This is a genomic window from Caballeronia sp. LZ003 (assembly GCF_031451465.1).
In the GTDB taxonomy this organism is placed as follows: Bacteria; Pseudomonadota; Gammaproteobacteria; order Burkholderiales; family Burkholderiaceae; genus Caballeronia.
This window is the reverse complement of the sequence record NZ_JARUXJ010000001.1, coordinates 2490036-2517010: the sequence shown is the minus strand read 5'-3', so window position 1 is coordinate 2517010 and position 26975 is coordinate 2490036. Positions and strand designations below refer to the sequence as shown.

The 26975-nt window shown below is 60.9% G+C and carries 23 protein-coding genes; 21 read left to right on the top strand and 2 right to left on the bottom strand.

Annotated elements, in window-relative coordinates; all coding sequences use genetic code 11:
- Positions 1 to 174 precede the first annotated feature (174 nt).
- Positions 175 to 1566, top strand: a complete 1392-nt coding sequence (locus QCE79_RS11315) for a hypothetical protein (protein WP_244826113.1) — start codon at positions 175 to 177, stop codon at positions 1564 to 1566.
- Here the strand turns inward: QCE79_RS11315 and QCE79_RS11310 are convergent.
- Positions 1556 to 3085 carry a deoxyribodipyrimidine photo-lyase gene (locus QCE79_RS11310; protein ID WP_309844203.1) on the bottom strand — a complete coding sequence of 510 codons (1530 nt, stop codon included), beginning with the start codon at positions 3083 to 3085 and terminating at the stop codon, positions 1556 to 1558. The two genes, QCE79_RS11315 and QCE79_RS11310, sit on opposite strands and share 11 nt — an antisense overlap.
- A gap of 30 nt (positions 3086 to 3115) precedes the next feature.
- Here QCE79_RS11310 and QCE79_RS11305 point away from each other — a divergent pair, with 30 nt between their 5' ends.
- From QCE79_RS11305 to QCE79_RS11280, 6 genes are read left to right on the top strand one after another with little or no spacing between them, the layout of a single operon-like run.
- Complete coding sequence (locus QCE79_RS11305) at positions 3116 to 3694, top strand: YqgE/AlgH family protein (protein WP_244826109.1); 579 nt, start codon at positions 3116 to 3118, stop codon at positions 3692 to 3694.
- Positions 3691 to 4137, top strand: coding sequence for a Holliday junction resolvase RuvX (ruvX, locus tag QCE79_RS11300; RefSeq protein WP_309844201.1), 447 nt, complete (start codon positions 3691 to 3693; stop codon positions 4135 to 4137). Before QCE79_RS11305 ends, ruvX begins: the two co-directional genes overlap by 4 nt.
- Entirely contained in the window at positions 4124 to 4639 is a 516-nt protein-coding gene (gene pyrR, locus QCE79_RS11295) for a bifunctional pyr operon transcriptional regulator/uracil phosphoribosyltransferase PyrR (RefSeq protein WP_244826106.1), read from the top strand. The genes ruvX and pyrR overlap by 14 nt, the downstream gene beginning before the upstream one ends.
- A gap of 27 nt (positions 4640 to 4666) precedes the next feature.
- Complete coding sequence (locus tag QCE79_RS11290) at positions 4667 to 5695, top strand: aspartate carbamoyltransferase catalytic subunit (RefSeq protein ID WP_244826104.1); 1029 nt, start codon at positions 4667 to 4669, stop codon at positions 5693 to 5695.
- A 9-nt stretch (positions 5696 to 5704) separates the two neighbouring features.
- On the top strand, positions 5705 to 6982 hold the full coding sequence (locus QCE79_RS11285; RefSeq protein ID WP_309844199.1) for a dihydroorotase: 1278 nt from the start codon (positions 5705 to 5707) through the stop codon (positions 6980 to 6982).
- A 15-nt stretch (positions 6983 to 6997) separates the two neighbouring features.
- Entirely contained in the window at positions 6998 to 7813 is an 816-nt protein-coding gene (locus QCE79_RS11280; RefSeq protein WP_309844196.1) for a lysophospholipid acyltransferase family protein, read from the top strand.
- Here the strand turns inward: QCE79_RS11280 and QCE79_RS11275 are convergent.
- The gene (locus tag QCE79_RS11275) at positions 7773 to 8639 is read right to left on the bottom strand and encodes a symmetrical bis(5'-nucleosyl)-tetraphosphatase (RefSeq protein WP_250465468.1); all 867 of its coding nucleotides are present in this window, start codon (positions 8637 to 8639) and stop codon (positions 7773 to 7775) included. The genes QCE79_RS11280 and QCE79_RS11275 overlap by 41 nt on opposite strands.
- 365 nt (positions 8640 to 9004) lie before the next feature.
- Between QCE79_RS11275 and rfbB the strand changes: the two genes are divergently transcribed.
- From rfbB to QCE79_RS11205, 14 genes are all read left to right on the top strand, one after another.
- The gene (gene rfbB, locus QCE79_RS11270; protein ID WP_250465467.1) at positions 9005 to 10066 is read left to right on the top strand and encodes a dTDP-glucose 4,6-dehydratase; all 1062 of its coding nucleotides are present in this window, start codon (positions 9005 to 9007) and stop codon (positions 10064 to 10066) included.
- Between the two features lie 10 nt (positions 10067 to 10076).
- Positions 10077 to 10970 (top strand): glucose-1-phosphate thymidylyltransferase RfbA, encoded by an 894-nt coding sequence (gene rfbA, locus QCE79_RS11265; RefSeq protein WP_250465465.1) that lies wholly within the window; start codon positions 10077 to 10079, stop codon positions 10968 to 10970.
- Positions 10955 to 11506 carry a dTDP-4-dehydrorhamnose 3,5-epimerase gene (gene rfbC, locus QCE79_RS11260; protein ID WP_309844190.1) on the top strand — a complete coding sequence of 184 codons (552 nt, stop codon included), beginning with the start codon at positions 10955 to 10957 and terminating at the stop codon, positions 11504 to 11506. The genes rfbA and rfbC overlap by 16 nt, the downstream gene beginning before the upstream one ends.
- 8 nt (positions 11507 to 11514) lie before the next feature.
- Positions 11515 to 12399, top strand: a complete 885-nt coding sequence (gene rfbD, locus QCE79_RS11255) for a dTDP-4-dehydrorhamnose reductase (RefSeq protein WP_309844188.1) — start codon at positions 11515 to 11517, stop codon at positions 12397 to 12399.
- Positions 12400 to 12457: 58 nt separating this feature from the next.
- Complete coding sequence (locus tag QCE79_RS11250) at positions 12458 to 13288, top strand: ABC transporter permease (RefSeq protein ID WP_309844185.1); 831 nt, start codon at positions 12458 to 12460, stop codon at positions 13286 to 13288.
- Positions 13289 to 13451: 163 nt separating this feature from the next.
- On the top strand, positions 13452 to 16865 hold the full coding sequence (locus tag QCE79_RS11245) for a glycosyltransferase (RefSeq protein WP_309844183.1): 3414 nt from the start codon (positions 13452 to 13454) through the stop codon (positions 16863 to 16865).
- A gap of 4 nt (positions 16866 to 16869) precedes the next feature.
- On the top strand, positions 16870 to 17829 hold the full coding sequence (locus QCE79_RS11240) for an NAD-dependent epimerase/dehydratase family protein (protein ID WP_309844180.1): 960 nt from the start codon (positions 16870 to 16872) through the stop codon (positions 17827 to 17829).
- Positions 17720 to 18892: a glycosyltransferase gene (locus tag QCE79_RS11235; RefSeq protein WP_309844177.1), complete on the top strand. Its 1173-nt coding sequence runs from the start codon at positions 17720 to 17722 to the stop codon at positions 18890 to 18892. Before QCE79_RS11240 ends, QCE79_RS11235 begins: the two co-directional genes overlap by 110 nt.
- Entirely contained in the window at positions 18889 to 19914 is a 1026-nt protein-coding gene (locus tag QCE79_RS11230; protein WP_309844176.1) for a glycosyltransferase family 2 protein, read from the top strand. Before QCE79_RS11235 ends, QCE79_RS11230 begins: the two co-directional genes overlap by 4 nt.
- Before the next feature lie 20 nt (positions 19915 to 19934).
- Entirely contained in the window at positions 19935 to 21284 is a 1350-nt protein-coding gene (locus QCE79_RS11225; protein ID WP_309844175.1) for an ABC transporter ATP-binding protein, read from the top strand.
- A 104-nt stretch (positions 21285 to 21388) separates the two neighbouring features.
- The gene (locus QCE79_RS11220) at positions 21389 to 23380 is read left to right on the top strand and encodes a methyltransferase (RefSeq protein WP_309844173.1); all 1992 of its coding nucleotides are present in this window, start codon (positions 21389 to 21391) and stop codon (positions 23378 to 23380) included.
- 14 nt (positions 23381 to 23394) lie between these two features.
- Positions 23395 to 24747, top strand: a complete 1353-nt coding sequence (locus QCE79_RS11215) for a hypothetical protein (protein ID WP_309844171.1) — start codon at positions 23395 to 23397, stop codon at positions 24745 to 24747.
- A gap of 366 nt (positions 24748 to 25113) precedes the next feature.
- Complete coding sequence (locus tag QCE79_RS11210; protein ID WP_309844167.1) at positions 25114 to 25938, top strand: glycosyltransferase family 2 protein; 825 nt, start codon at positions 25114 to 25116, stop codon at positions 25936 to 25938.
- The gene (locus QCE79_RS11205; protein ID WP_309844164.1) at positions 25935 to 26894 is read left to right on the top strand and encodes an SDR family oxidoreductase; all 960 of its coding nucleotides are present in this window, start codon (positions 25935 to 25937) and stop codon (positions 26892 to 26894) included. Before QCE79_RS11210 ends, QCE79_RS11205 begins: the two co-directional genes overlap by 4 nt.
- The last annotated feature ends 81 nt before the right edge of the window (positions 26895 to 26975 follow it).

Here is a 26975-nt window from a genome sequence, read left to right as displayed (position 1 = left end):
TACGCTTGAGGCTGGTCCGTGGTTCGGCGAGACGGGCGCAGGCAGTAAGCGGTCCGTCGGTCGAGAAAATCGTGAGCGCGGTCAAGTACCGACGCTTTCATCGATGATGCTATTTCACCGCGCGCGCCCATGTTCGACTCACGGCGCCTGCGAACCGGTTTGTGAGCGCCAGATATGACATCTCGTCCCGATCTTCCAGTTACGTTCGAAGCTCTGCCCAATCCGCGCGGCGGCTCGGTGCGGCTCGCCGAAATGGCGCTGACCGACGCCCATCACGCGTTCCAGCGGCAGGGCGAAACCGCGCCCGCGTTGAAGCGCGCGATCTCCGCGCTGCATTCGGCGGGTTGGCTGCCTGCGCAGCGTTTCGCGGAAGCGCTCGCGCTCGTCGCGCCGCTCGGCGAGGAATCGGAGCCGACGCGTGCACGCATCGCGGCTGCGCTCGCGGACTTCGGCGCGGCGGTGGAGCGCCACAATCTGCGCGAGTTGTCGTGCTCGACCGTGTTGTTCGATCACTATCGCGGGCTGCATGCGTTGCTCGCCATGCATACGCGCGTCGCGCCGGTTTCCTACGATGACCTCGCGCTCGCGGGCCGCGCCATCGCGCCCGCGACGTTGCGCGGCATCGCGCCCGAGCGGCTTGCGCGCGTTCGGGCGCACTACGAACAGGCCCTGCTCAAGCTCTTGCGCGGGCCCGAGCAGGAATCCGCCGATGCCTTCGCGCGCCTCGACGAGTGCCTGGGCGAGCTCGGCGGCCCCGATCCTTACGACTTCTGGCGGCTCGCGCTCAACACTATTTGGGCGCTGCGCGAGCGCGCGGAGCGTCGCGGCGACGCCGATTTCGCCGCAAACGCCGACGCCAAGCGCCTTTACGCGCGCTTCAATCTCGTGTTGGCGGATCAGGCGCACGCTTCGACCTATGCGCCGCGCTCGCTCGTGCGCGCGACGCTTGCGCTCCTCTGGCGCGACTTCGCACTCTACGGCGCGATGCCGGAAGACGCGGAACGGGTCGACGTCTTGCGGGACTACGGTTTGACGGTGGCGTGGCATGTCGCGGCGAATCCCGCGTCGGAGGCCGCGTGGGAGCAGGGCGCGGCGCAGGCGATCGAGGAAAACGCCCGCGACGGTTCATCGCGCGATCTGGGTGCGCTGCGCGTGAACGCCACGGCTTACGAAGACTTTCTCCAGAGCGCGGAAGCCTCCATCGAGGGACTGGTCGAGCGCGGTTCGCAAGCAAGCGAAACAGGCACGGTGGACGCGGACGCGGCGCTGCACTCGGCGAACGCGTCGCACCGGCTGGGCGCGGCGGCTTGCGCGCTCGGCTTGGGCCATGTCGCGTTGCTCGCCGATACACTCGGTCTCGCATGGCGGCGCGTCGCGCATCAGGGCGCGCATGAATCGGCGGATGGCGTCGCGCGCGAACTCGATGCCACCGTTCCCGAACGCGCGGCTCAGATGCTGCGGTCCATGCTGCACCAGGCCGCGGCCGGCATTGCGCCGTCGGAAGGCCGCGCGTCGATTGCCGCGCTCACCGCCATGATCGAGCGGCCCGCCGCGGTCAATCGCTAGCTTCGGCGTGCGGTTCGTCGGCAGCGTCCGCGCTGCTGCTGCGTGAATCGTCGGCGCGTTTCGCGGGTCCGCGCACCACGTCGTATCGCGCGAGCGTGCGTTTGCGCGCGGCGTCGTGATCGACTACCGGCTGCGGATAGTCCGCGCCAAGCGAAATCCCCGCCTTCGAGAGTGCGTCGGGCTTGGCGAGCCACGGCGCGTGAATGTCCCGGTCCGACAAGCCCGCGATTTCCGGCACGTAGTGGCGGATGAACTTGCCCGCCGCGTCGAATTTCTTCGACTGCGTCGTCGGATTGAAGATGCGGAAATACGGCTGGGCATCGCAGCCGCTCGATGATGCCCACTGCCATCCGCCGTTATTCGACGACAGTTCGAAATCGTTCAGCAGCGCTTCGAAATAGGCTTCGCCGCGCCGCCAGTCAAGGCCGAGGTCCTTGGTCAGAAAACTTGCCACCACCATGCGCAGGCGGTTGTGCATATAGCCTGACTGGTTGATTTGCCGCATCGCGGCATCGACGAGCGGATAACCTGTTTGTCCCGCGCACCATGCGGCGAAGTTCGCGTCGGCGGCATCGCCTGTCTCCCACTGGATGCGGTCGTATTCCGGCTTGAATGCACGATGATCGCCCGGCACGCCGACATGCGGAAAATGGTGCAGCACGGAGAAATAGAAGTCTCGCCAGATAAGCTCCGACAACCAGGTTTCCGCGCCCTTGTTGCCGTGGCGCTGCGCATCGTGCGCGGTGCGAGCGAGTGCGCGAATCGAAACCGTGCCGTGTCGCAGATGAACGCCGAGATAGCTCGGGCCCTTCAGCGCGGGGAAATCGCGGGCGTGATCGTAGTCGGCCATGCGGTCGATGAAGTCATCGAAAAGCTCATACGCGCCGCTCGTGCCAGCGGGAAAGGCGGGCGCGTGCTCCGCGCCGAAGCCGAGCGCGACAAGCGAGGGAATGGCGTGCCTGACGTTACCCGGCGGCTTCGCGAGCACGTTCAAATGATCATCGGATGCGTAGGGCTTGAGCGCATCCGGCGTGAGTGTCGCGAGCCACTTGCGCTTGTACGGCGTGAAGACGGTATAGGGTTTGCTGCTGCCTGTGAGCACATCGTCATGATCGAAGATCGACTGATCCTTGAACGTGAAAAACGCGATGTCCTTGCTCGCCAGCTTCTGCGCCACTGCCTCGTCACGCGCCTTCGCACTCGGTTCGTAATCGCGATTTGCAAACACCGCGTTCGCGCCGCATTCGACCGCAAGCTCGGGTATCTCATGCAAAGGCACGCCATGTCGAACCATCAGCGTCCCGCCAGCGTCGCGCAACGTGCGATCCAGTTCCACCACGCTCGCATGAATGAACGGCACGCGCCGGTCGTTTCGCGCAAGCGGCGAAAGGATGTCGCGGTCGAAAACGAACGCGCACAGCACCCGACGGCACCTTGTAAGCGCGTGATAGAGTGCAGCATTGTCGGCTGCGCGCAGGTCCCGCCGAATCCACACCAGACCCACATCAAAGTCGGCCATCTGTCAGCGCCTTTGTTAAAATCCTGAATTATGTCCAAGACTTCCGATCGCATCAATTTGACGAATCAGTTCCTGATCGCCATGCCGTCCATGGCCGATCCGACGTTTTCAGGAACCGTGGTCTACCTTTGCGATCACACCGATCGCGGTGCGCTGGGTCTCGTCATCAACAGGCCGACCGATATCGACCTCCAGTCGCTGTTCAATCGTATCGATCTCAAACTCGAGATCGAACCTCTCGTTCACTTGCCCGTGTACTTCGGCGGTCCCGTTCAGACCGAGCGCGGCTTCGTGCTGCATGAAGAACGCGACGGCGAACCGTATAGCTCGTCCATGAGTGTACCCGGCGGCCTCGCCATGACCACTTCAAAAGATGTACTCGAAGCAGTCGCTAGCGGCAAGGGCCCAGAGCGCTTCTTGCTCACGCTCGGTCACGCAGGCTGGGGCGCCGGTCAGCTCGAAGAAGAAATCTCCAAGAACGGCTGGCTCACGGTGGAAGCGGACTCGCGCATCATCTTCGACGTGCCCGCCGAGGATCGCCTCGAAGCGGCGCTCTCGCTGCTCGGTGTATCGCGTTCCATGCTTTCCGGCGAAGCAGGGCACGCATGAGCGGGGCAGCCACGCTGCTGGCATTCGATTACGGCGAGAAGCGCATTGGTGTCGCCGTTGGCAATACATTGACGAAGCAGGCACGCGCGCTCGCCGTGCTCGAAAACCGCAACCGCGACTTTCGTTTCGATGAAGTCGGCAAACTGCTCGAGGAGTGGAAGCCGCAAACAGTGGTCGTCGGCATGCCGCTGCATCCGGACGGCACGCCGCACGAAATGAGCGCGCAGGCCAAGCGCTTCGGCAATCAGGTGAACGGGCGTTTCAACGTGCCCGTGCAATGGGTCGACGAACGTTACAGTTCCGTCGATGCCAAAGCCGACCTTCGTGCGCGCGGCGTGCGTCCGAACGCGCGCGGCCGTTTCGACGACATCGACGCCGAAGCCGCCCGCGTCATTCTTCAACAATACCTCGACGGACTTCCCGACGATCATGAGTTCCATTGACGCCGAAGCGCTGTATCGCGCGCTCGTCGAATCGATTCATGCCGCGTATGAAAACGCGCTCGCCGAAGAAGAGGGTGTCGCGCTCGTCGGCATCTACAGCGGCGGCGTGTGGCTTGCCGAGCGTCTCGCCAAGGAGTTCAACGCGCCGCACTTCGGCGTGGTGAACGTGGCGCTGCATCGCGACGACTACGCGAAGAAGGGCCTGCATAGCCAGGCGAGCCCGACTTCGTTGCCGTTCGCGGTCGACGGCCGCCGTATCGTGCTGATCGACGACGTGCTGTCCACGGGACGCACGGTGCGCGCGGCCATCAACGAACTCTACGATTACGGGCGTCCCGCTTCGGTCGATCTCGCCGTGCTCGCCGATCGCGGCGGACGCGAGTTGCCCATTGCGGCGCGCTTCGTCGGCGGCACGGTGGACGTACCCGCGAACGAAGGCCTCGTGCTCGCGCGACGCGCGGACGGCGGCTTCGACTTCACCACTGAATCGCGCGCTCAGTAACCCATTCAAGGCAACACCGGGATCATCATGAACACCGCCACTCAGGGTTCCGCCGATGCAGGCGCGCCCGCTGCCGCCGACAAGTTCCGCTACGGCTTTCTACGCGGCAATCCGCAGCTCACGAAGAACGGCGAGCTGAAGCACTTGCTGACCATCGAAGGACTGCCGCGCGCCGTCGTCACGCATATTCTCGATACCGCCGAGCAGTTCGTGAGCGTCACGGATCGCGAAGTGAAGAAGGTGCCGCTTTTGCGCGGCAAGTCGGTGTTCAACCTCTTCTTCGAGAACTCGACGCGCACACGCACGACCTTCGAGATCGCGGCCAAGCGCTTGTCGGCGGACGTGCTGAACCTGAACATCAACGCGTCGTCGACGAGCAAGGGCGAATCCCTGCTCGACACCATCAACAATCTCTCCGCCATGCATGCCGACATGTTCGTCGTGCGTCATGCGTCGAGCGGCGCGCCGTATCTGATCGCCGAGCATTGCGCGCCGCACGTGCACGTGATCAATGCGGGCGATGGCCGTCACGCGCATCCGACGCAAGGCCTGCTCGACATGTACACCATTCGCCACTACAAGCGCGACTTCACCAAGCTGCGCGTGGCGATCGTCGGCGACATCCTGCATTCGCGCGTCGCGCGTTCGGACATTCACGCGCTGACCACGCTCGGCGTGCCGGAAGTGCGGGCCATCGGGCCGCGCACGCTTTTGCCCGGCAATCTCGACCAGATGGGCGTGCACGTCTACCACAACCTCGACGAAGGCTTGAAGGGCGTCGACGTCATCATCATGCTGCGCCTGCAGAACGAGCGCATGAGCGGCGCGCTCTTGCCTTCCGCGCAGGAGTATTTCAAGAGCTGGGGACTGACGCCCGAGCGTCTTGCGCTCGCCGCGCCCGATGCCATCGTGATGCATCCGGGGCCGATGAATCGCGGCGTGGAAATCGACTCGCAAGTGGCCGACGGCCCGCAGTCGGTGATTCTCAATCAGGTGACCTTCGGCATCGCCGTGCGCATGGCGGTCATGGGCATCGTGGCCGGCAACAGTGACTAAGAACGCGACATGAAGATCCAGATTCAAGGCGGCACGATCATCGACCCGGTTGCCGGCACGGAAGCGCGCAAGGACGTGTTCATCGCGGCGGGCCGCATCGTTTCGATTGGCGACGCGCCGGCCGACTTTCACGCGGCCAAGGTCATCGCGGCCAACGGGTTGCATATCGCGCCGGGTTTCGTCGATCTCGCGGCGCGTCTGCGCGAACCGGGCTTCGAGCACAAGGCAACGCTCGAATCCGAAATGGCCGCGGCAATGGCGGGCGGCGTGACGAGCCTCGTCTGCCCGCCCGACACCGATCCCACGCTCGACGAACCCGGCCTCGTCGAAATGCTCAAATTTCGCGCGCAGAAGCTGCATCAGGCGCATGTTTATCCGCTGGGCGCGCTGACTGTCGGCTTGAAGGGCGAGGCGATTACCGAGATGGTCGAGTTGACCGAGGCGGGTTGCATCGGCTTTTCGCAGGCGGATAACCCTATCGTCGATACGCGCACGATGCTGCGCGCGTTGCAATACGCGACCACTTACGGCTATACCGTGTGGCTGCGTCCGCAAGACGCGTTCATGGCGAAGGGCGGCGTGGCGGCAAGCGGCGCGGTGGCGTCGCGGCTCGGGCTGTCGGGCGTGCCGGTGTCGGCGGAGACCATCGCGCTGCATACCATCTTCGAACTCATGCGCGTGACGGGCGCGCGCGTGCATCTGTCGCATCTGTCGTCGGCGGCGGGCGTCGCGCTCGTGCGCGCGGCGAAGGCCGAAGGCATCGCGGTCTCGTGCGATGTCACGATCAACCACGTGCATCTGACGGACGTGGATATCGGCTACTTCGATTCCCAGTTCCGCCTCGATCCGCCGCTGCGTCAGCAACGCGACCGCGAAGCAATACGCGCGGGTCTCGCGGACGGCACCGTCGACGCAATCTGTTCCGATCACACGCCGCTCGACGACGACGAAAAGCTCCTGCCTTTCGCCGAAGCCACGCCGGGCGCGACCGGCCTCGAACTGCTGCTCTCGCTGACGGTGAAGTGGGCGCACGAAGCCAACTTGCCGCTCGCGAAGGCGCTGGCGCGCATCACGTCCGCGCCCGCCGACGTGCTGAAGCTGCCGGCCGGACGCATTACCGTGGGCGCGCTCGCCGACCTGTGCGTGTTCGATGCCGCCGCCGAGTGGCGCGTCGATCCGAAGAAGCTCAAGAGCCAGGGCCACAACTCGCCGTTCCTCGGCTACGAGTTGCCGGCGCGTGTGCGCGCGACGATCGTCGGCGGTCATCTGGCTTACGAAAGCCGTTAAGCGCACGAGTCGCGCATGAACCGGGCACTACGCAAGCTGCGGCTTCTGGTCCATCTGCTGTATGGCATGTGGGTCGTGGCGCGGCGTTTTCCGCGCGCATCGGTGGATGAGCGGAGCGCGATGAATCGCGCGTGGTCGCTTGAGATGCTGCGTCTGTCCGGCATGAAACTCGTCGTGCACAACGACGAAGCGCGGCTCGATCGCGGTGTGCTGGTGGTCGGCAATCACGTTTCGTGGATGGACATTTACGTCATCAATGCATGGCGGCCGACGCCGTTCGTCTCGAAGGCGGAGATTCGCAACTGGCCGGTTGTTGGATGGCTCGCGCATCAGTTGGGCACGGTGTTCGTGCAGCGCGAGAAGCGTAGCGACGCGAAGCGCATCATGCATGAACTCTCGAACCGCCTGCTCGCGGGCGAGATGATGTGCGTGTTCCCCGAAGGCACCACCAGCGATGGTCAGGCGCTCCTGCCGTTCCACGCGAACATGTTTCAGGCGGCGGTATCGGCATCGTGTCCGGTGCAGCCGGTGTGCATCATGTACGAGGATGCGCACGGCAAGCAGTCGCTCGCGCCGGCGTATATCGGCGACATGACGCTGAGCGACTCCCTCGACGCGCTTCTGAACGCGACGCCGCTCACGGCGCATCTCTATGTGTGCAATCCGCTCGCGCCGGGCGCTGACCGCCGTCTGCTTGCGAGTGAAGCCCAGGCCGCGATTCTCGCCGCGCTCGACACCATGCGTGGCGGCGCGGCAACGGCGGCTGATCTCGTGCCGCTCGCCGAATCGCTCAACGCTGTTTCGGCTTCATCGCGCAACTCACCTGCGTGATTACGCGCTGAGCCGGGTCTTTGGTCAGCCGCACCGCTGAGAGCTTGTTGCCCCAGACGCAGCCTGAATCGAGACACAGCACGTCGTTGCGGACCATCAGACCAAGCGCGGCCCAGTGTCCGAACACCACCGTCACGTCCTGCGTCTTGCGGCCGGGCACGTCGAACCACGGCAGATAGCCGGGCGGCGCGGCATCCGGCCCGCCATTGTTGGCGAATTCCATCGCGCCGTCGGCGGTGCAGAAACGGATGCGTGTCAGCGCGTTATAAGTCACGCGCAGGCGGTCGGCGCCGGTGAGCGACTCATCCCATCGATGCGGCTCGTTTCCATACAGCGTGGCGAGCGTCGCTTTCCAGTCGGGCGCGCGCAACGCTTTTTCGAGTTCGTGCGCGAGTTCGAGCGTCATCGTCGCGTCCCATTGCGGCAGCACGCCAGCGTGAACCATGAGCGCGCCGTCCTCGAAGTGCGCGACGGGCTTGTGGCGTACCCATTCGATCAGGTCAGCCACGTCGGGTGCGTTGAGGATGTCGTCGAGCGTGTCGCCTTTCTTCGGCTTGCGCAGGCCAGCCGCGACCGACAGCAGATTCAGGTCGTGATTGCCGAGGACGACGGTGGCGCGCGAACCGAGCGCGATGATCTCGCGCAGCGTTTCCAGCGACTTCGGTCCGCGATTGATGAGGTCGCCTGCGAACCAGAGAGGCGTATCGGCATCGGGCGCGGCTTTTTTCAGCAGTCGATGGTAGGGGTCGCAGCAACCTTGCAGGTCGCCGAAGACGAGCGGGGCGGAGCTAGCGTGAGTTACGGTGGCGTTGGTGACGTCGGTCATCGATGGAAAAAGTGAGACGGTGGACGCGCGGCGTCGGATAACGAGCATTATGAAACAGGCGATAACGACTTGGCTGCCGCTTCATTAAGCATTCCGCGAACCTTCTACTACGCGCGTGACGACGCGGCGGGATTGGCTTGTAATCGATAATCGCTAGCTGTATCAAGTTGTTAGCCGTGTAGTTTTTGCACTTGGTGGCCTTATAATTGACGGCTTACCAAAGTGGGGCATCCGGCGAATCAAGATTGGTGACAATCGGTCAATGTTTTCGCTGGAAGGCGCACATCGCGCGAAATGCGCAATTTTTTCCTTAATTCGAGCGCGCTTTCAGTCGAGCAAAACTGTGAGCGGTGAAGAGGGCTTTTATGATTCTCGTGACGGGCGGTGCTGGTTTTATCGGCGCCAACTTTGTGTTGGATTGGCTCAATGGCTCTGACGAACCCGTTTTGAACGTCGATAAGCTGACGTATGCGGGGAATCTCGGAACGCTTCAGTCGCTCAAGGGCGACGCGCGTCATGTGTTTGCGCGTGCCGACATTTGCGACCGCGCGGCCATGGACGAACTGCTCGCGAAGCACAAGCCCCGCGCTATTCTGCACTTTGCCGCCGAGAGTCACGTAGACCGCTCCATCCACGGCCCGGCAGATTTTGTTCAGACCAATGTGGTCGGTACATTCGTTCTGCTCGAAGCCACGCGCCAGTACTGGAGCGCGCTGCCTGAAGCCGAGAAGCAAGCCTTCCGCTTCCTGCATGTTTCGACCGACGAAGTGTTCGGCTCGCTGTCCGCAACTGATCCACAGTTCTCCGAGACCACGCCGTACGCACCGAACAGCCCGTACTCGGCTACGAAGGCCGGTTCGGATCATCTGGTGCGCGCATATCATCACACATACGGCTTGCCGGTTGTCACGACCAACTGCTCGAACAACTACGGCCCGTACCAGTTCCCGGAAAAGCTGATCCCGCTGATGATCGCGAATGCGCTCGGCGGCAAGCCGCTGCCCGTTTATGGCGATGGTCAGAACGTGCGCGACTGGCTCTACGTGGGCGACCATTGCTCGGCTATTCGCGAAGTGCTGGCGCGCGGTGCGCTTGGCGAGACGTATAACGTCGGCGGCTGGAACGAGAAAAAGAACCTCGAAGTCGTGCATACGCTGTGCGATTTGCTCGACAAGTTGAAGCCTAAGGCGAGCGGTTCGTATCGCGATCAAATCACGTATGTGAAGGATCGTCCGGGCCATGACCGCCGCTATGCTATCGACGCGCGCAAGCTCGAGCGCGAGCTCGGCTGGAAGCCTGCGGAGACGTTCGAAACGGGGCTCGAGAAGACGGTTCAGTGGTATCTGGACAATCAGGCGTGGGCTGACGAAGTGGCTTCCGGTGAGTATCGGAAGTGGGTCGAGACGAACTACGCGCAGCGCGCGTGAGGAACTGACAATGGCGCGCAAGGGCATCATTCTCGCCGGCGGCTCCGGCACGCGGCTTTATCCGATTACGCATGCGGTGTCGAAGCAGCTCCTGCCCGTGTACGACAAGCCGATGATCTACTATCCGCTGTCCACGCTCATGATCGCAGGCATTCGTGACGTGCTCGTGATCTCGACGCCGCAAGATACGCCGCGTTTCGAGTCGATGCTCGGCGACGGCAGTCAGTGGGGCATGAATATCCAGTACGCGGTGCAACCGTCGCCGGATGGCCTCGCGCAGGCGTTCGTCATCGGCCGTGACTTTGTCGGCAACGATCCGTCCGCGCTTATTCTCGGCGACAACATTTTCTACGGTCACGATCTCGCGAAGCAGCTCGAAAGTGCGGACGCGCGCACCGAGGGCGCGACTGTGTTTGCCTATCACGTGCATGATCCCGAGCGTTATGGCGTGGTGGAGTTCGACCAGAAGTTCCGCGCGCTGTCGATCGAGGAAAAGCCCGCGAAGCCGCGTTCGAATTACGCGGTGACGGGTCTTTACTTCTACGACAACAAGGTGTGCGATATTGCAGCCGACATCAAGCCGTCGCCGCGTGGCGAGTACGAAATCACAGACGTAAATTCGCGTTATCTCGCGGACAAAAAGCTTGATGTCGAGATCATGGGACGTGGCTATGCGTGGCTCGACACCGGCACGCACGATTCGCTGATCGAAGCTGCCACGTTCATCGCGACGCTGCAAAAGCGGCAGGGACTCGTAGTGGCTTGTCCTGAAGAGATCGCATATCGCAAGGAATGGATTGGCGAAGAGCAGTTGCTGGCGCTTGCCAAGCCGCTCTCGAAAAACGCTTACGGTCAATATCTGCTCAATCTTCCGAAGGACCAAGTCGCATGGCCATCCAAGTAACTGCTACGGCGCTGCCCGAAGTCAAGATCATTGAACCGAAGGTATTCGGCGATGCACGTGGCTTCTTCTACGAAAGCTTCAATGGCCGTGAGTTCGCGGAACAAGTCGAAGCGGGCGTCGAGTTCGTGCAGGACAATCATTCGCGTTCGGCAAAGGGCGTGCTGCGGGGCTTGCATTATCAGATTCAGCACCCGCAAGGCAAACTCGTGCGCGTGGTAGAAGGCGAAGTGTTCGATGTGGCGGTGGACATTCGCAAGAGTTCGCCGAACTTCGGCAAGTGGGTGGGCGTGAATCTGTCGGAAGAAAATCATCGGCAGTTGTGGGTGCCGCCGGGGTTTGCGCATGGCTTTGTCGTGTTGTCGGAGACGGCGCAATTTCTTTATAAGACTACGGATTATTGGTATCCGGAGTTCGAGCGAACGTTGCTGTGGAGTGATGCAGCGCTTGCCATCGACTGGAAGTTCGATGGCGACATGATCCTGGCCGCAAAGGACGCGGCAGGGCGCGCTTTGTGCGATATCGAGACGTTCGACTGAGATTCAATATGATGGTGCGTTCGAAGATTCTGGTTACCGGTACCTCGGGGCAAGTGGGGTTCGAACTCTTGCGGTGTTTGCAAGGCTTGGGCGAGGTCGTCGGCGTGGACCGGAGCAAGTTGAATCTCAGCGACCCGGACGCCCTGGACCGTGTGCTTCGGGAGGTCGCGCCTGACATCATCGTTAATCCGGCGGCTTACACTGCGGTCGATCGCGCCGAAACGGAACCGGTACTTGCGGAACTCGTCAATGCGACGGCGCCACGAGTCATGGCGGAGCATGCCGCGCGAACCGGCGCGCTGCTGGTTCATTACTCGACCGATTACGTCTTCGATGGCGCAAAGTCTTCACCCTATCTTGAGGACGATCCAACCAGTCCACTCAACGTGTACGGGCGGACCAAGCGTGATGGCGAACAAGCTATCGCGAACTCCGGTTGCAAGCATCTGATATTCCGCACAAGCTGGGTCTATGGCGCGCGTGGCCGCAATTTCATGCAGACCATGCTTCGACTCGCGCAGGAACGCCAGCAGTTGAACGTTGTGGCGGATCAGTTTGGCGCGCCCACCTGGAGCCGGACAATTGCTACCTTGACGGCAAGTATTCTGGCTCGCAATCTGGCGGAATCCAGCTCGGCATTGTGGCTAGCAAATTCCGGCATTTACAACCTGACGGCTGGCGGCAGAACCTCATGGGCCGGATTTGCCGAGGCGATCTTTGAGCGCGCCCGGCTGGCAAACGTGCCCATCGTGACGCCAATTCCTTCGTCCGCATACCCAACGCCCGCCAGGAGACCGGCGAACTCGGTTTTGTCGCATGAGAAACTGAACCGTGTATTCGGGTTGCAACCACCGCTGTGGCAGGATGCGCTGCAGCTATGTTTCTCTGATTGATCGTCTCATATCTGCCGGTCGCCGAGGGTGCGCCCGTTTCGAATTAGCCTGAATTCCTATGAATCCCCATGACGCACACGCGGCAAGCGTGAAAGAATTAATCCGTTCGACTTGGCGTAACCGCTCGCTCATCGCGCGGATGACTGTCCGTGAAGTCCTGGGACGCTATCGGGGTTCGCTGATGGGGCTCGCCTGGTCGTTTTTCAACCCGATACTTCTGCTTGTGGTCTATACGATCATCTTCGGGGTGATCTTCAAGTCGCGCTGGGGCAGTTCCGAGATCACGGACAAGGGCGAGTTCGCTATCATCATTTTCGCGGGAATGCTGGTGCATGGGCTGTTCGCCGAGTGCTTCACGCGCGCACCAGGTCTGATCGCGGGAAATCCGAACTACGTGAAGAAAGTGATTTTTCCGCTCGAAGTCCTGCCGTGGATTTCCATGGGGTCGGCGCTCTTTCACACAGTCGTAAGCTGGTTTGTGCTGATCGTGGCAGAGATTGCGCTGCGTCATACGATGCCCTGGACGGTTGTGTTTTTCCCAGTTGTAATGTTCCCGCTCATCCTTGCGACGATGGGCTTTAGCTGGTTTCTCGCGGCCACCGGTGTATATCTGCGCGACGTCGCGCAGGTGACGGGCATCATCACGACGGTGCTGATGTTCTTGTCGCCTATGTTTTATCCGGTGTCGGCATTGCCGCCGCAGTATCAGAAGCTGCTATACATCAATCCCCTGACGTATGTGATCGAGTCGGTCCGGGACGTGCTTATCTGGGGAAAGCAACCTCATTGGGCGTCGTGGGCGCTTTACACGGCGGGTAGTGCAGTTGTGGCGTGGGTAGGGTTCTGGTGGTTCCAGAAAACGCGAAAGGGGTTCTCCGACGTTTTATAGTTGCCTGGATACCTCGTCTCAACCTAATTTGCTTCGCGCGCGCTGACACATGAACGTACTGACCATTGCCGATTTGCCAAGCCGGGCTTCCAGATGGGCACGCATTCGCCGATGGCGATTCCTGCTGCGCGAGTGTCGGCTGTTTGTGCCTACGTGGTATCGCATGCAGAACCCGGATGTCGCACAGGCCGGCATCGACGGATTGACGCACTACCTAACACGCGGGTGGCGTGAAGGACGTAATCCGGGCCCGGAATTCGATGGCGCTTATTACCTTTCGCGCTATCCGGATGTCGCTGCGTCGGGCATGCCGCCGCTACTGCATTATTGGGTGATCGGACGCAAAGAACTGCGACGTCCGAATGCGAGCATGGATCTCGAATGGATCGATGCGGCCGCGAAGCAGGCTGACAATCGCAAAGCGCAGGCGCCAGCCATAGCCGTCGAAGTCCCGAATGTCGCTGATGGACCGCTCATGAGCGTGATCATTCCGACGTATAACCGGGAGCGTCTGCTTCCCGGCGTGCTGAATGCGTGGCGCGAGGTCAATCGCGTGACGCGCATTCCGTATGAATTGCTATTCTCCGACGACGGCTCCGAGGACGGTTCGGTAGCGCTGCTCGAATCGGTGCATGACCTTCCCATCCGTGTATTGCGCAACAAGCACGGCGGCGCATCGGCGGCCCGCAATTCGGCGATTCGCGAAGCGCGCGGCCAGCGACTGCTCATCATCGGTGACGATATTTTCCCAGATCCGGAACTCGTCAACGTGCATTGGGATTACGCGGAGAAGTACGGGCCGCTGGTGGCAACACTCGGCGTGGTCGACTGGCATCCCGAGTTGAAGGTCAATCATCTGATGGACCATATTACGGAGATCGGCAACGAGCAGTTCAGCTATAACCGTTTGCCAGATGGCAATTTCGTCGACTTCCGTCATTTCTACACATGCAATATCTGCGTGGACCGGAGTCTACTCGCCGCGCAGAAAACCTTGTTCGATCATCGCTTCGATCAGTACGGATTCGAAGACGTTGAACTCGGTTACCGTCTTTCGCTGCAGGGATTACGGCTCTTTTATACGCGCGAGGCAAAGGGCGATCACTTCCATCCGTATGTCATCGCGGGTTTTTGCCGTCGGCAGATCTCGGCAGGAAAAATGGCGGTGGTGTTTCGTGGCGTTCATCCGGGCGTCGGCGCAATCGTGGGTGTGGACGAACCCGAACGCTTGTTGAAAAAGGGGCTTCCCTCTGCCGAAGCCGAGCGTCTCTGGCAGTCGCGTCTTGCGAAGCTCACAGAGCGCGCGGAAATGTACGAACACATGTTCGAGCGTGCTGGCCGCGCAGCACGCGTGGTTCTCGGCAATTGTCTCAGTACGATCTATTCGCCGTTATTTCGTGCGATGTACGAATATGGCGTACTGCAACGTCTCGCCGGCACGGAAGCTCTTCTCTCGCTTGCCATGACCCGGCATTTCGGTTCGCCTTGGGACGCATACTGGCGCGTTTTGGACTCCGCGACGCTTGATTTCCGGCAGGTGACGCGCGCAGCTCTGGACAAGACAGTCGAGGCACTCGCAATCGAGGTCGATATTGTCGATGACCCGCTCGCAGCCGCTGCGGCACGTGAACTCGCGGTGGTTTCGGCAATGCAGCCCGGTCACACTCCGGTTGGCTTGAGCGGTGACCTTTGGCGCCGCCGTGTTTCCACCGGGCTTCACTACCTGCGTCACGATCCCCGGCAACTTACCGTACTGGTGAAGGGCATGCTGCAGCGCCGTCGCCAGCGGCCTTCCGTGGCGTTGGCTGCCGAGCGTAGCAGCTCGACGCACGTCACGCTTGGTTCGTCGGTCGCGTTGATTGTCGAGGCGGACCACAGCGCAAGAGCTGGTCTGATTTCCCGCTTTGTGGACGCATTCGGCGACAAGGCGCGTGTGTTCGAGCGAGTCGACGCGAGCACGCTGCGCGAAATCGTAGCGCACGCTGGCTTCGGCGACACCGATGTTACCTTTTCGATAGATGAAGCTCCATGTGGTGTGCTGTACTGGCCCGCCTCGAGTGAGTCAATGCCTGACGCCGACGCACTAATGGACGCGTGGCTTGCCGTGGTGGAAAACAGTGTCGATATCGCGGTCATCTCATACGGGTACGGCGAACCGTCGGAGATTCGCTCGGGCGGCCAACGTGAACACATGCTGTTCTCGCGGCGCATCGCGCAAGCAGTTCTGGACAATAGGCTAAGCGAACAGTCCTTCTGCGGAAAGGTCATTCGTATTGAAGAGCCGTCGGGGTTCTTGCCGATAGCGTCGCGTTCCGCGAGCGAATGGTTTAACGCGCCCGTCGCGGTAGATCCGGTTGGATACTTTTCCACTCAGCCCGCACCCGACACGTCGATCCGTTTCCTGCCGCCGCAGTTCCCTCCGCATTCGAAGGTGCGGCCGGTCGTGTTCGTGTTTCCGATCTTCGTGGCGGTTGGCGGCGTCGAGCGCAATACGGTTGAAATTGTGCGTCAGCTTCAGGGCACTTATGACTTTGTCGTGGTGACCATGGAGCGTCTGCGCCTCGAACAGGGCACGTTAGCAAGGCAGTTTCAGGAGGCCGGTGCCCGCCTGATGCAGATGTCCGAATTCACCGCTCATGGCGACTATCTCCGCGTCCTGTCGCGTCTCAAGCAGTGGCTGCGCCCCGATCTGGTGTGGATCTGCAACGGTTCGCCGTGGCTCGCCGACAACGCAACTCGCCTGCGCTTGCTATTTGGCGACGTGCCGATCGTCGATCAGCAAGTGTACGACGTGGATCAAGGATGGATCACGCGATACAACGAGCCGGGCATCCGTTCGTTCGACCGTTTCATCGCGGTCAATCGCAAGATCCATGCAAAGTTCATCGGCGACATGACGCGCGATCCTGCGTCGGTCGACCTGATCTACTCGGCTATCAATACCGACCGTATCGTTCACGAGAAGGGCGTGCCGCACGTGCGCGAGGACATCTTGCGCAAGTACGGACTGCCAGAGGGAAAGCGACTGTTCGGGTTCATCGGCCGCCTGACGTCACAGAAGCGGCCGGTGGAATTCCTGCGTATTGCGAACGCACGACGTCAGCACAAGGAAGAATTCTTCGTTCTGGTCGGCGATGGCGAACTCGCGCCTTCGGCCGAGGCGTATATCCGCGAGCACAAGCTCGACAACGTGATGCGCATTCCGTATGTCGCCAACACACTCGAACTCGATTCCGTGCTCGATGGGCTGATCTTCACGTCGGCGTATGAAGGTCTTCCAATCGCCATGATCGAAGCACTGTCATTTGCGGTGCCTATTTTAGCCACCGACGTCGGGGACATCGGCGCCGTGCTCGCTGATTTCAACGGGGGCATCGTCTATCCGGTGGATGCATCGCCGGATCGGGCACACGAAGCGTTCCGGCTCTGGCTCGAAAAGCATGCCGCTTTCCGCCAGTCACTGAGCGATCGCGAAGCGACCGTACTCAATCATTTTTCCAGTCGTCGGATAGCACAGCAGTACGTAGACTGCTTCAGCGCCGCCATGGCGGGCTATCACGATGCGAAAGGAGCCTGAACATATGCCGAGAGTCTTGTTGATCGGTGGCGGTGGATTCATCGGGCGGCATGTTGCGCATGCGTGTCTGCAAAACGGCGCGAGTGTGCGTGTGGCCGATGTCCTGCGACCGTCCGCGAGCACACTGCCGGCCGACGGTCTCGCGCCGGAGGCCGAGGTGGTCACCGGCGACTACGCCGACGCCGCCTTCCTGCAAAACGTGCTAAGAGACGTCGACGTGGTTGTTCATCTTGCGCACGACGCCATGCGGATGAACATCGAATGCGACATGCCGAAGGAGTACGAGCGCAATATCCTGCCGGCCACTCGTCTCATGGAGGCCTGCATCGACGCAGGCGTGAAGAAGTTCATCTTCATCTCTTCCGGCGGAACGGTTTATGGAAATCAGCCGGTCGGTGTGCCGATCGTTGAATCCGTGCCCATGCGTCCGGTGTCGCTCTATGGCACGTCGAAGCTTTGTATCGAACACGTGGCGTCACTGTACTTCAGCCAGCGGGAATTACCCGCGCTTATCGTGCGCCCGGCCAATGCTTATGGATCGGGCCAGGTTCCGTTCCGCGGTCAGGGGCTCGTGCCCACCGCACTGGCGTCCGGGCTGTCAGGCCGCCAGGTGACGATCTTCGGCGACGGCAATGCCGTGCGCGACTATGTGCACGTTCGCGACATCGCGGATGCCGTGGCGCGTCTGGTTGAATCAGGCGAACCGGGCGAGGTGTATAACGTCGGCACGGGTGCCGGCGTATCGGTTCGAGAACTGCTCGACGAGTACATTGCTCCCGCGCTCGCCGGGGCGGGATTCGAGCTCGACGTGAGCTATTTGCCGCCCAGACGCGCGGATGTCGGATACAACGTCCTTGACTCGGGACGCCTGGCGGCCCATACGGACTGGAAACCGTCGATCACATTGCAGGCTGGCACTCAAGAGGTGCTGGACTGGCTGCGCAAGCAAGAGAAAGCAAACTGATATGAGTTTAGTGTCTGTCGTCATCCCCAGTTACAACCACTCCAGATACATTCGCGGCGCAGTGGAAAGCGTCCTTGAGCAAACCCACGAGGACGTGGAGCTTATCGTCATCGACGACGGCTCGAAAGACGATTCGCTGGTGTACCTGCGCAGCGTGACTGATCCGCGCATGCAACTTGTCGAGCAGGCCAATGCGGGCGCTCACAACGCGATCAATCGCGGCCTGGCAATGGCGAAGGGAGACTTTCTCGCGGTATTGAATTCCGACGATATATTTCATCGGCGGCGCCTGGAAGTTGCGCTCGAAGCGCTTGGCCAACCCGGTATCGATCTCGTTGCCAGCTGGATCGAGGTGATCGATACGGATGGCAAGGCGCTGGGCGTGAAGGAGGGCTGGCACAACATGCTGCCGTGGCCTATCGCGAATCCGAAGCGCACTTTCGCCGCCAGCGACAGCTTCGCAAAAAACCTGCTCATGACGAATTTCGTCTCCACAACGAGCAATGTGGTCTTCTCGCGCCGGCTGTATGACGAGGTTGGCGGCATGCGTAATCTGCGTTTCGCGCACGACTGGGATTTTCTGCTGCGCGCGGCGAGGCAGTTCGGTTGTGAACTGATCGCTCAACCGCTCATGCAATACCGCATTCACTCGTCGAACACAATCTCGTCGAACCGCGCCTGGATGCTGTTCGAGATCTGCTGGGTGCTCGCGGTCGGCATGATGCATTTCGAAGGCAACCTGCTGTACGCAAGCGACGATCGTGACGCGTTGATCGCCGACGCGCGCGCGCTTGCGGAGTCGATCAACGTACAGGGCAACGACCGGATCGTCTGGATGATCCGGCAGTTCGTCGACGCGCGGCGCAAACTCCGCGATCCGGAAGCGGAAACTCGCCTGCTCGACGACAAAGAGTTGCGCGACGTATTCCTGGACTATATCGATGCCGGCGATGCGCCCGCTGTCCTGGCCGGCGCAGCGCCTGCATTACCTGTCGCAGTGCCATCTGGCGTGAGAGGTCTGGCATATCGAGTGGCCCGGCGTCTCGCTCAAGGCGCCGCATGACAACAGCCGGCGCGGCACGAAGCGCCGTCTCCAGAGGCCATCGGGTTGGCGTGGCGATCGTCAACTGGAACTCTCAGGAGATGCTGGACCGAGCGCTCGAAGCGTTGGCGCGACAGACCGTCATGCCTCATCGAGTGGTCGTTGTCGACAACGCCAGCAAGCAGTTTCGAGCAGCACCCGTCGCGCCTGACAACACGCTCTACGAACGTCTCGACTACAACAGCGGGTTCGCGCGGGGCAATAACCTCGCTGTACGTAAGCTTGGCGACTGCGACTGGATCGCGCTCGTCAATCCTGATGCCTTCGTCTCGGCCGACTGGATCGAGCGCATGTTGCAAGCGGCGAAGAACGAGCCTGATTACGCTTTTTTCGCAGGAAAGACGTTGATCGCGGCGAACCCGTCGCTGCTTGATGGCGCTGGCGACGTGTACCACGTCAGCGGGCTAGTGTGGCGTCGCGGCTATCGCAGCGTCGACGTCGATGCTGCGGAGAAAACGGAAGTATTCGGTCCCTGTGCGGCTACAGCAATGTACGCAAAAGATGCGTTCGATGCAGTCAACGGCTTCGACGAAGATTTCTTCTGCTATGTCGAAGACGTGGATCTCGCGTTTCGCTTGCGTCTTGCCGGCTATCGCTGCCTGTTCGTGCCGGAGGCAACAGCCTTGCACGTCGGGTCAGGAGCAACCGGCGGGGAGCACAGCCAGTTCGCCGTGTATCACGGGCATCGAAACCTAACGTGGGCATACGTCAAGAACATGCCGGGCCCGTGGTTCTGGGTATTCTTGCCGTTGCACGTGATGATGACTATCGCCGCATGCGCCTTGTTCTCCCTGCATGGACAGACTCGTACCATACTGCGCGCCAAGCGCGATGCGTTGCGCGGACTGCCAGTCATGTGGAGAAAGCGGGCGATTATTCAACGCGCCCGCGTCGTGCGGCCCGCGGAAGTGCTGCGCGTAATGAGCATCGCGCTTTCGCCGTCGTTGCGGCGCGAGGCAGTGCGGCGCGGCAAACAACATTGAAAATGATGGAAAAACCGGAAATGGAAGCAGCGATCACCGTGTCGCACGTGAGTAAGGTCTACAACATCTACGACAAGCCGCGAGACCGCTTGTTGCAGATGCTGAACCGCGGGCGCAAAAAGCTTTACCGCGAATTTTGGGCGCTGAACGATATCAGCTTCTCGGTTGCCCCAGGTGAGACGGTGGGCATTGTTGGCCGCAACGGTTCAGGAAAATCGACACTCCTGCAGATCATCGCTGGCACCTTGACGCCAAGCGGCGGTTCGGTCATGACCAATGGTCGCGTTGCTGCGTTGCTGGAACTCGGTTCGGGCTTCAACACGGAGTTCACCGGGCGGGAGAATGTCTATCTGAACGGTTCGCTGCTTGGGCTGACGAATCGTGAGATCGATGACCGCTTCGACAGTATCGCCGGTTTTGCGGATATCGGTCGGTTCATTGATCAGCCGGTCAAGACGTATTCGAGCGGGATGATCGTGCGCCTTGCATTCGCTGTGCAGGCTCAGATCGATCCTGCCATCCTGATCGTCGATGAAGCCCTGGCGGTGGGCGACGCCAAGTTTCAGGCGAAGTGTTTCGAGCGTCTGAAGCAACTCAAAAACAACGGCGCAAGCATCCTTCTTGTGACGCACAGCAGCGAACAGGTCGTGATGCACTGTTCGCGCGCCATTCTGCTCGACGGCGGCGAGGTCAAGCACGAAGGCCAGCCGCGCGAAACGATCAATCGCTATCTCGACTTGCTGTTCGGTCGCGACCGGAAGGTCGTTACGGCCGACAAGAAAGAGCCGGAGGCCAAGAAGGCGGTTGAGAAAAGCATTGCGCCTCCGGCGGTCGATAGCATCGAAATCACGCCTGCATCTGCCGGTCATCTGATTTTCGACCGCGACGCTTTCGTGGAACGTGCACCGTACAACGCCTACGAGTATCGATGGGGCGACGGCTCGGCTTCCATCAGCGACTTTTACGTAGAAAGCGAGGGCGTGTCGTATCCGAACGCGATCGCCACCGGCGCCCGTGTGACGCTCGACGTCGGCTTCACGATCAACTCGCAGATGATGCGCCCGATCGTCGGCGTGACGCTCAAGACCAAGGAAGGTGTGACGGTTTACGGCAGCAACTCGGAGTTGTTGCAATGTGACGGGCTGGAGACCGTTTGCGAGTCGGGATCGCGCTGGGTGGCGCGCGTGACGTTCGACTGTCACCTGGGTCCTGGCGACTATTTTGTCTCGCTTGGTATTGCGACGCGACATGGCGAAGAAATTGTTCCGCACGACCGCCGCTACGACTCAATTCATCTCGTGGTGGCGGCGGAATCGCGGTTCTTCGGTTTATCGAATCTTTATATGAACATGAAAGCAGGAACATGCTGAGTTTCCAATCCGAACTGGCTTCGAATGGTTATGTCTTCGACGAGGCATTGCGAGTCTGGCGTCGCGATTCCGCAGAGACATTCGCCTACAGCGATGGTGACGAAGTGGAAGAGGCGCTCGTCGCGATTTTGCGAGAGGCAAACGATCTGTCCGTGCTGTCGCCGGAACTTGCAATTCATTGCACAGACTGGCCGCGCCGCTATCACCTGAATGCTGCGCGAGCGTCTCTGATGCGACCGCTTGCACATCGGCTGACTGGGGACATCCTGGAAATCGGTGCAGGTTGTGGCGCTATCTCGCGCTTTCTCGGCGAATGCGGCGGTAACGTTCTCGCGGTTGAAGGTAGTCAGCGCAGGGCATCGATCGCTGCGCTGCGCACCAGGGATCTGCCCAATGTTACTGTACTGAACGATCGTTTCGATGGCTTTCGGCCGTCTCGCCAGTTCGACGTGGTCACCCTGATCGGCGTGCTCGAATATGCCGCCTTGTTCGGTGCGAGCGAAAATCCGGCGCAGGCGATGCTCGAAGCAGTGCAAGGCATGCTGAAGCCCGATGGCATCCTGATCATCGCGATTGAAAACCAGCTAGGGCTCAAATACCTGGGCGGTGCGCCTGAAGATCATCTCGGCATTCGGATGTTTGGCGTGCAAGGGCTGTATCAAAGGCCCGGCGTTGAAACGTTTGGCCGTCTGGAACTGGAACAGAGGCTCGCTACGGCGGGCTTCAAAACGATCGAACTTGCCCTGCCGTTTCCGGATTACAAGCTGCCGTCCTCGGTCTTGCTCCCGGCCTCACTCGCGGCGCACGAGGGCTTCAAGCCCGACGTGCTCGCGGCGCAGACCGCCACGCGCGACTTTCAGGTTAACTCCGCGGTGCTGACTTTCGCGCTCGAGCGCGTATGGCGCACGGTGGGACGCAATGGCTTGCTGGCCGATCTGTCCAACTCTTTCCTGTTCGTAGCCTCGAAAGCCGAGTCGTTGCCATCGCGGTTTCAGCCGGGCTCGCTCGCTTATCACTACTCAGTCGAGCGGCAGCCAGCCTACTGCAAGGTCACGCAGTTCGTCGAACGCGATGGCGCGGTGCAGGTTTTGCGTGACGCGCTGTCCACTGCGACGGCGGCGGCGCATGAGGAGTTTGGACATCACGCTCTACATGAGCCGTTAGTACACGGCGCTACGCTCGACGAGGACTTCGGTCGTCTGGTGACCGTGCCTGGTTGGGCGATCAAACAGGTTGCGGACATTGCACATCGCTATGTCGAGGCGCTTTTTGACCTTGCAGGCGCACAGGTCGAGCGACCGGCGGTTTTTGCGCCCGATCTTGAATTCCCCGGCGATATGCTCGACGTCGTGCCGCAAAATATCGTCATCACGCCGGACGGCACGCCTTGCGCGATCGATCGAGAGTGGTTCTCGCGCAAGCCGCTGCCGGTGGGTTATCTGTTGTTTCGCGCGCTGACGTTGATGATTCGCGGAACTTCGACATGCGCCATGCCGCGTGATTTGCGATGGCTGCATCGACAAAGCTTTTTCGTCGAAACGTTCGCTCATCTGGGACTGGAACTTACCCAGTCCTTGATCGAAGATTACTTGCAGCGAGAAGCGCGCTTCATGAGCTTTGCGCTGGGGCGGGAAGTGGAAGGAATCGATGCCGCGCGCTGGACGGAGGCGCGCCTTCCCAGCGAGCTCGACATGCATGCGCACATCACCGACAGTCTGGTAGCACGAAACAGCCAGGTCACGGGGGAACTGATTGCACTTCGGCATGAATTTGACGGCTCACGCACTCAGAATGCAGAGATGACGGGTCATCTCAATGAACTGCAGCATCATCGTGACCACCTCATCGCGGAAGTTTCGAATGCGAGGGAAGCGGAGCGTGCAGCACGGCTAGACGCGCAGATAGCGCGCACGGCGCAGGAGGCTGCGCAGTCGGAGGTGCGAGTTGCAGAAGAGGCTGCACGCGCGGAAGTGCAGGCAGCGCTCAAGGCACAGGAGACCGTGCAGCGCGAATTGCAAGCCATCCTGAATTCACGGATGTGGCGCGTCACGGGGCCGTTGCGCGCAGTTTTGAGCCGAGTCAAAACGAAACCATAATAGTGCCGCCGACCTTGGAACTGCCCGCTGACGTGATGCCTCCATCTCGCAATGCGATGCGCGATGTTCTTATCGTGACCTTGCTCGCTGTAGTCGTCACGCTTGCCCATTTTGTTCTGGAAGGGCGCGCCGGTTTGAGTCTCGCCGACGAGGGTTATCTCTGGTATGGCTCGCAGCGCACCATGATCGGTGACGTGCCGATACGTGACTTCATGGCCTACGATCCCGGCCGGTATTACTGGTGCTCGGCGTTGATGCGCCTTGTCGGTGATAACGGGATCATGGCGCTGCGCGTCGCCGTGGCGTCATTCGAGGCGCTCGGGATTGCATGCGGCTTGTACGTGCTGCGACGCGCCGCGGCGAATTGGGCGCAACTCGTTGTCGGTGCCGTCGTCCTCGCATTGTGGATGTTTCCGAGGCACAAACTCTTCGACATCTCGATCTGCCTCATGCTCGTCGCGGCCCTTTGCGCTTTGCTATCGCAACCGTCGCGGACACGCTTCCTGATTCTGGGCGCAGCGGTTGGCATCGCGGCAGTGTTCGGCCGCAATCACGGAGTCTATGGCGCAGCGGGTAGCGTGTTGGGTTTCGCGTATCTGATGACTTCGTCGGGCACCCGTCGATCACTGTTTTCGGGCTTGCCTGCATGGAGCGTCGGCATTGTAGTCGGGTATCTGCCGGTACTCTTCATGTTCGCGCTGGTTCCGGGCTTCGCGCGCGCGTTCTGGCAGGATGTTCTCTTTCTCGTCAGCATCAAGACGACCAACCTGCCATTACCGGTGCCCTGGCCCTGGGCCGTCGACTGGATTAGGCACGGTTTGGCATGGGTGACGCGCGACCTGTTGATCGGCCTCGCATTCGTTGCACTCGTCGTGACCGGTGTCGGAGCAATTCTCGTGATCGGCATTGGGCGCATGCGCAAGCGCGCGTATGCGCCTGCTCTTGTAGCACCGGTATGCTTTATTCTTCCTTACGCGCACTACGCGTTCTCGCGAGCGGATATCGGCCATCTTGCCTTGGGCATTTTTCCCTTGCTTTTGACCTTTCTGGTGGTCCGGGTGTCCGGCAAGCGACTGGCTGGATGGAGTTCACTTGCTGGCCTGCTCGCAGTCAGCGCGCTCATCATGGTTCCCGTACATCCGGGCTTCCAATGCACTCCTGAGTCGTGCTCGGAAGTGATGGTCGGCGATGATAAACTTCTTCTGGACGCAGGTACTGCTTCGAGTGTGACGTTACTTCAGCGGCTGGAACATGAGTTCCTTGAAGGTGGCGAGACGTTTGTAGCGACACCCTACTGGCCAGGAGCCTACGCGGTCCTCGGCCGCCGTTCGCCAGTCTGGGAAATTTATGCGTTGTCGCCCTATTGATAGTCTTTCGATGTTGCACTGGCAGCACGGCAGGCGAGCATCAGACAGCGCCTGATACGCTCTTGTGCAAGGCCGTGTCACTGCCTGGAATCGATCAAGGCTGTGCCGCAGCTTTGTGGGATTCATATATCAGGATCGGAGCTGCGCCAAGCCGCGAGCGTAAAATAGACTGCATTCGCGAGCCCCTCCAAGAACTTTGCGTACCGACGGCTCATCCACTAGTAAAAGAAATGTGTGGCGCGACGGCGCATGTCTTTATGTCACGCTGTTTTTGCGTGAGAATTCACCGTCTCGACGTGACAGCGATTTTCCCCTTATGCATTCGCATCACCGTGATTCAATGGGCAGTTCGGACGGGCTTTTCACATGACGGTCGAACTGCCTACTTTCAGCGCGTCGATCGTAACCTACCGCCCGAATCACGAGTTGCTCGGGCGCACGCTTCGCACTTTGAGCATCGCTTTGCAACGACTCGGCGCACCTCCTCGATTGAGGACATCGCTCTATCTGATTGACAACGGTGGACCGCAGGACAAGATCGAGTTGTCGGAGGCTGCGGCGGTCACGCACGTCGAGACTATCTTTCTGAGCGATCAAGGGAACGTCGGCTACGGTCGCGGCCACAACCTCGCGATCGAGCGCGCAACGAGCCGCTATCACCTGATACTGAACCCCGACATCGAGCTCGACCCCGAAGCGCTCGTACGTGCGCTCGCGTTCCTGGAAGCTCACCCAGAGGCGGGTCTCGTTTCTCCGATGATCATCGACGACACCGGCCACCAACAATTCCTCTGCCGCCGCTTCCCAACCGTCCTCGATCTTTTCGTGCGCGGCTTTCTCCCAGCACGCCTTCGCGCGCCCTTTGAAAACCGCCTGGCCCGTTACGAAATGCGCGACGTCATCAACGACGAAGACATCCTCTGGGACCCGCCCATCGTCAGCGGCTGCTTCATGCTATTCCGCACCGAGGTTCTCAAAAAACTCGGCGGCTTCGACCCGCGCTATTTCCTCTACTTCGAAGACTACGACCTGAGCCTGCGTACCCACGAAATCGCCCGCGTGGCCTACGTGCCCTCGGTACGCGTGCTGCATCATGGTGGCGACGCGGCGCGCAAGGGCTTCAAACACATCAAGCTCTTCGTCACGTCGGCGTGCAGGTTCTTCAACCGCTTCGGCTGGAGATGGCTATGAGCGAGCGCATCGGCGTGACCGGAGCAAACGGGTTCGTCGGGCGGGCCGTGTCGCGCTTGCTGCTCGATGCGGGCAAAGAGCCTGTAGGCATCGTGCGCGAGGCTGCAGCGGTCGAGCCGGGCGTCACGCCCGTGCACATCGGCTCGCTCGATGCAATCACGCCCACATCCTTCGAAAAGTGCGCGTCGGTGATTCATCTGGCCGCGCGCGTCCACGTCATGAGCGACGCGGCCACCCACCCGCTCGCCGCCTTTCGCGCAATCAACGTCGATGGCACCCTCAGCGTCGCCGACGCGGCACATCGCGCAGGCGCGCGGCGCTTCATCTTCGTGAGCAGCATCAAGGCGCTCGCCGAACTGGACGATGGCCGTCCGCTCAAGGAAACCGATACGCCGCATCCACCCGATCCATACGGCGTCTCCAAGCTCGAAGCGGAGATCAGGCTGAAGGAGTTCGGCGCGCGCACCGGCCTGGAAATCGTGATCGCGCGTCCGCCGCTGGTCTATGGCCCCGATGTGCGCGCCAATTTCCTGAGCCTGATGGACGCGATCGCCAAGGGCATGCCGTTGCCCATCGGCGCGGTGGAAGCACGCAGAAGCCTTTGCTACGTGATGAATCTCGCCGATGCGCTCGTCACCTGCGCCACGCATCCGCGCGCCGCGAATCAGCTATTCCATGTCACGGATGGCGAAGATCCCGGTGTCGCAGACCTCGCCCGGCGTCTAGGGCATCATCTGCATAAGCCCGCGCGGCTGGTGTCCGTGCCGGTCGGCGCCTTGAAACTGGCAGGCAGACTCACCGGCAAATCTCCTCAAATCGCTCGCCTGACCGGCAGCCTCCAGATCGACTCGACTCACATCCGCGATGTGCTAGGCTGGCGCCCGCCGTACACGCTCGACGAAGGCCTCGCCGCAACGGCGGACTGGTATCGCGCGTATCGTCTGCGGAAAACATAATTCCGAGCTAATTATGTCGAGTTAACGTCCGGTAACAACGGATAAGCCCCGGTAACACGCGCGCCGCGTCGCAGAGGGCAT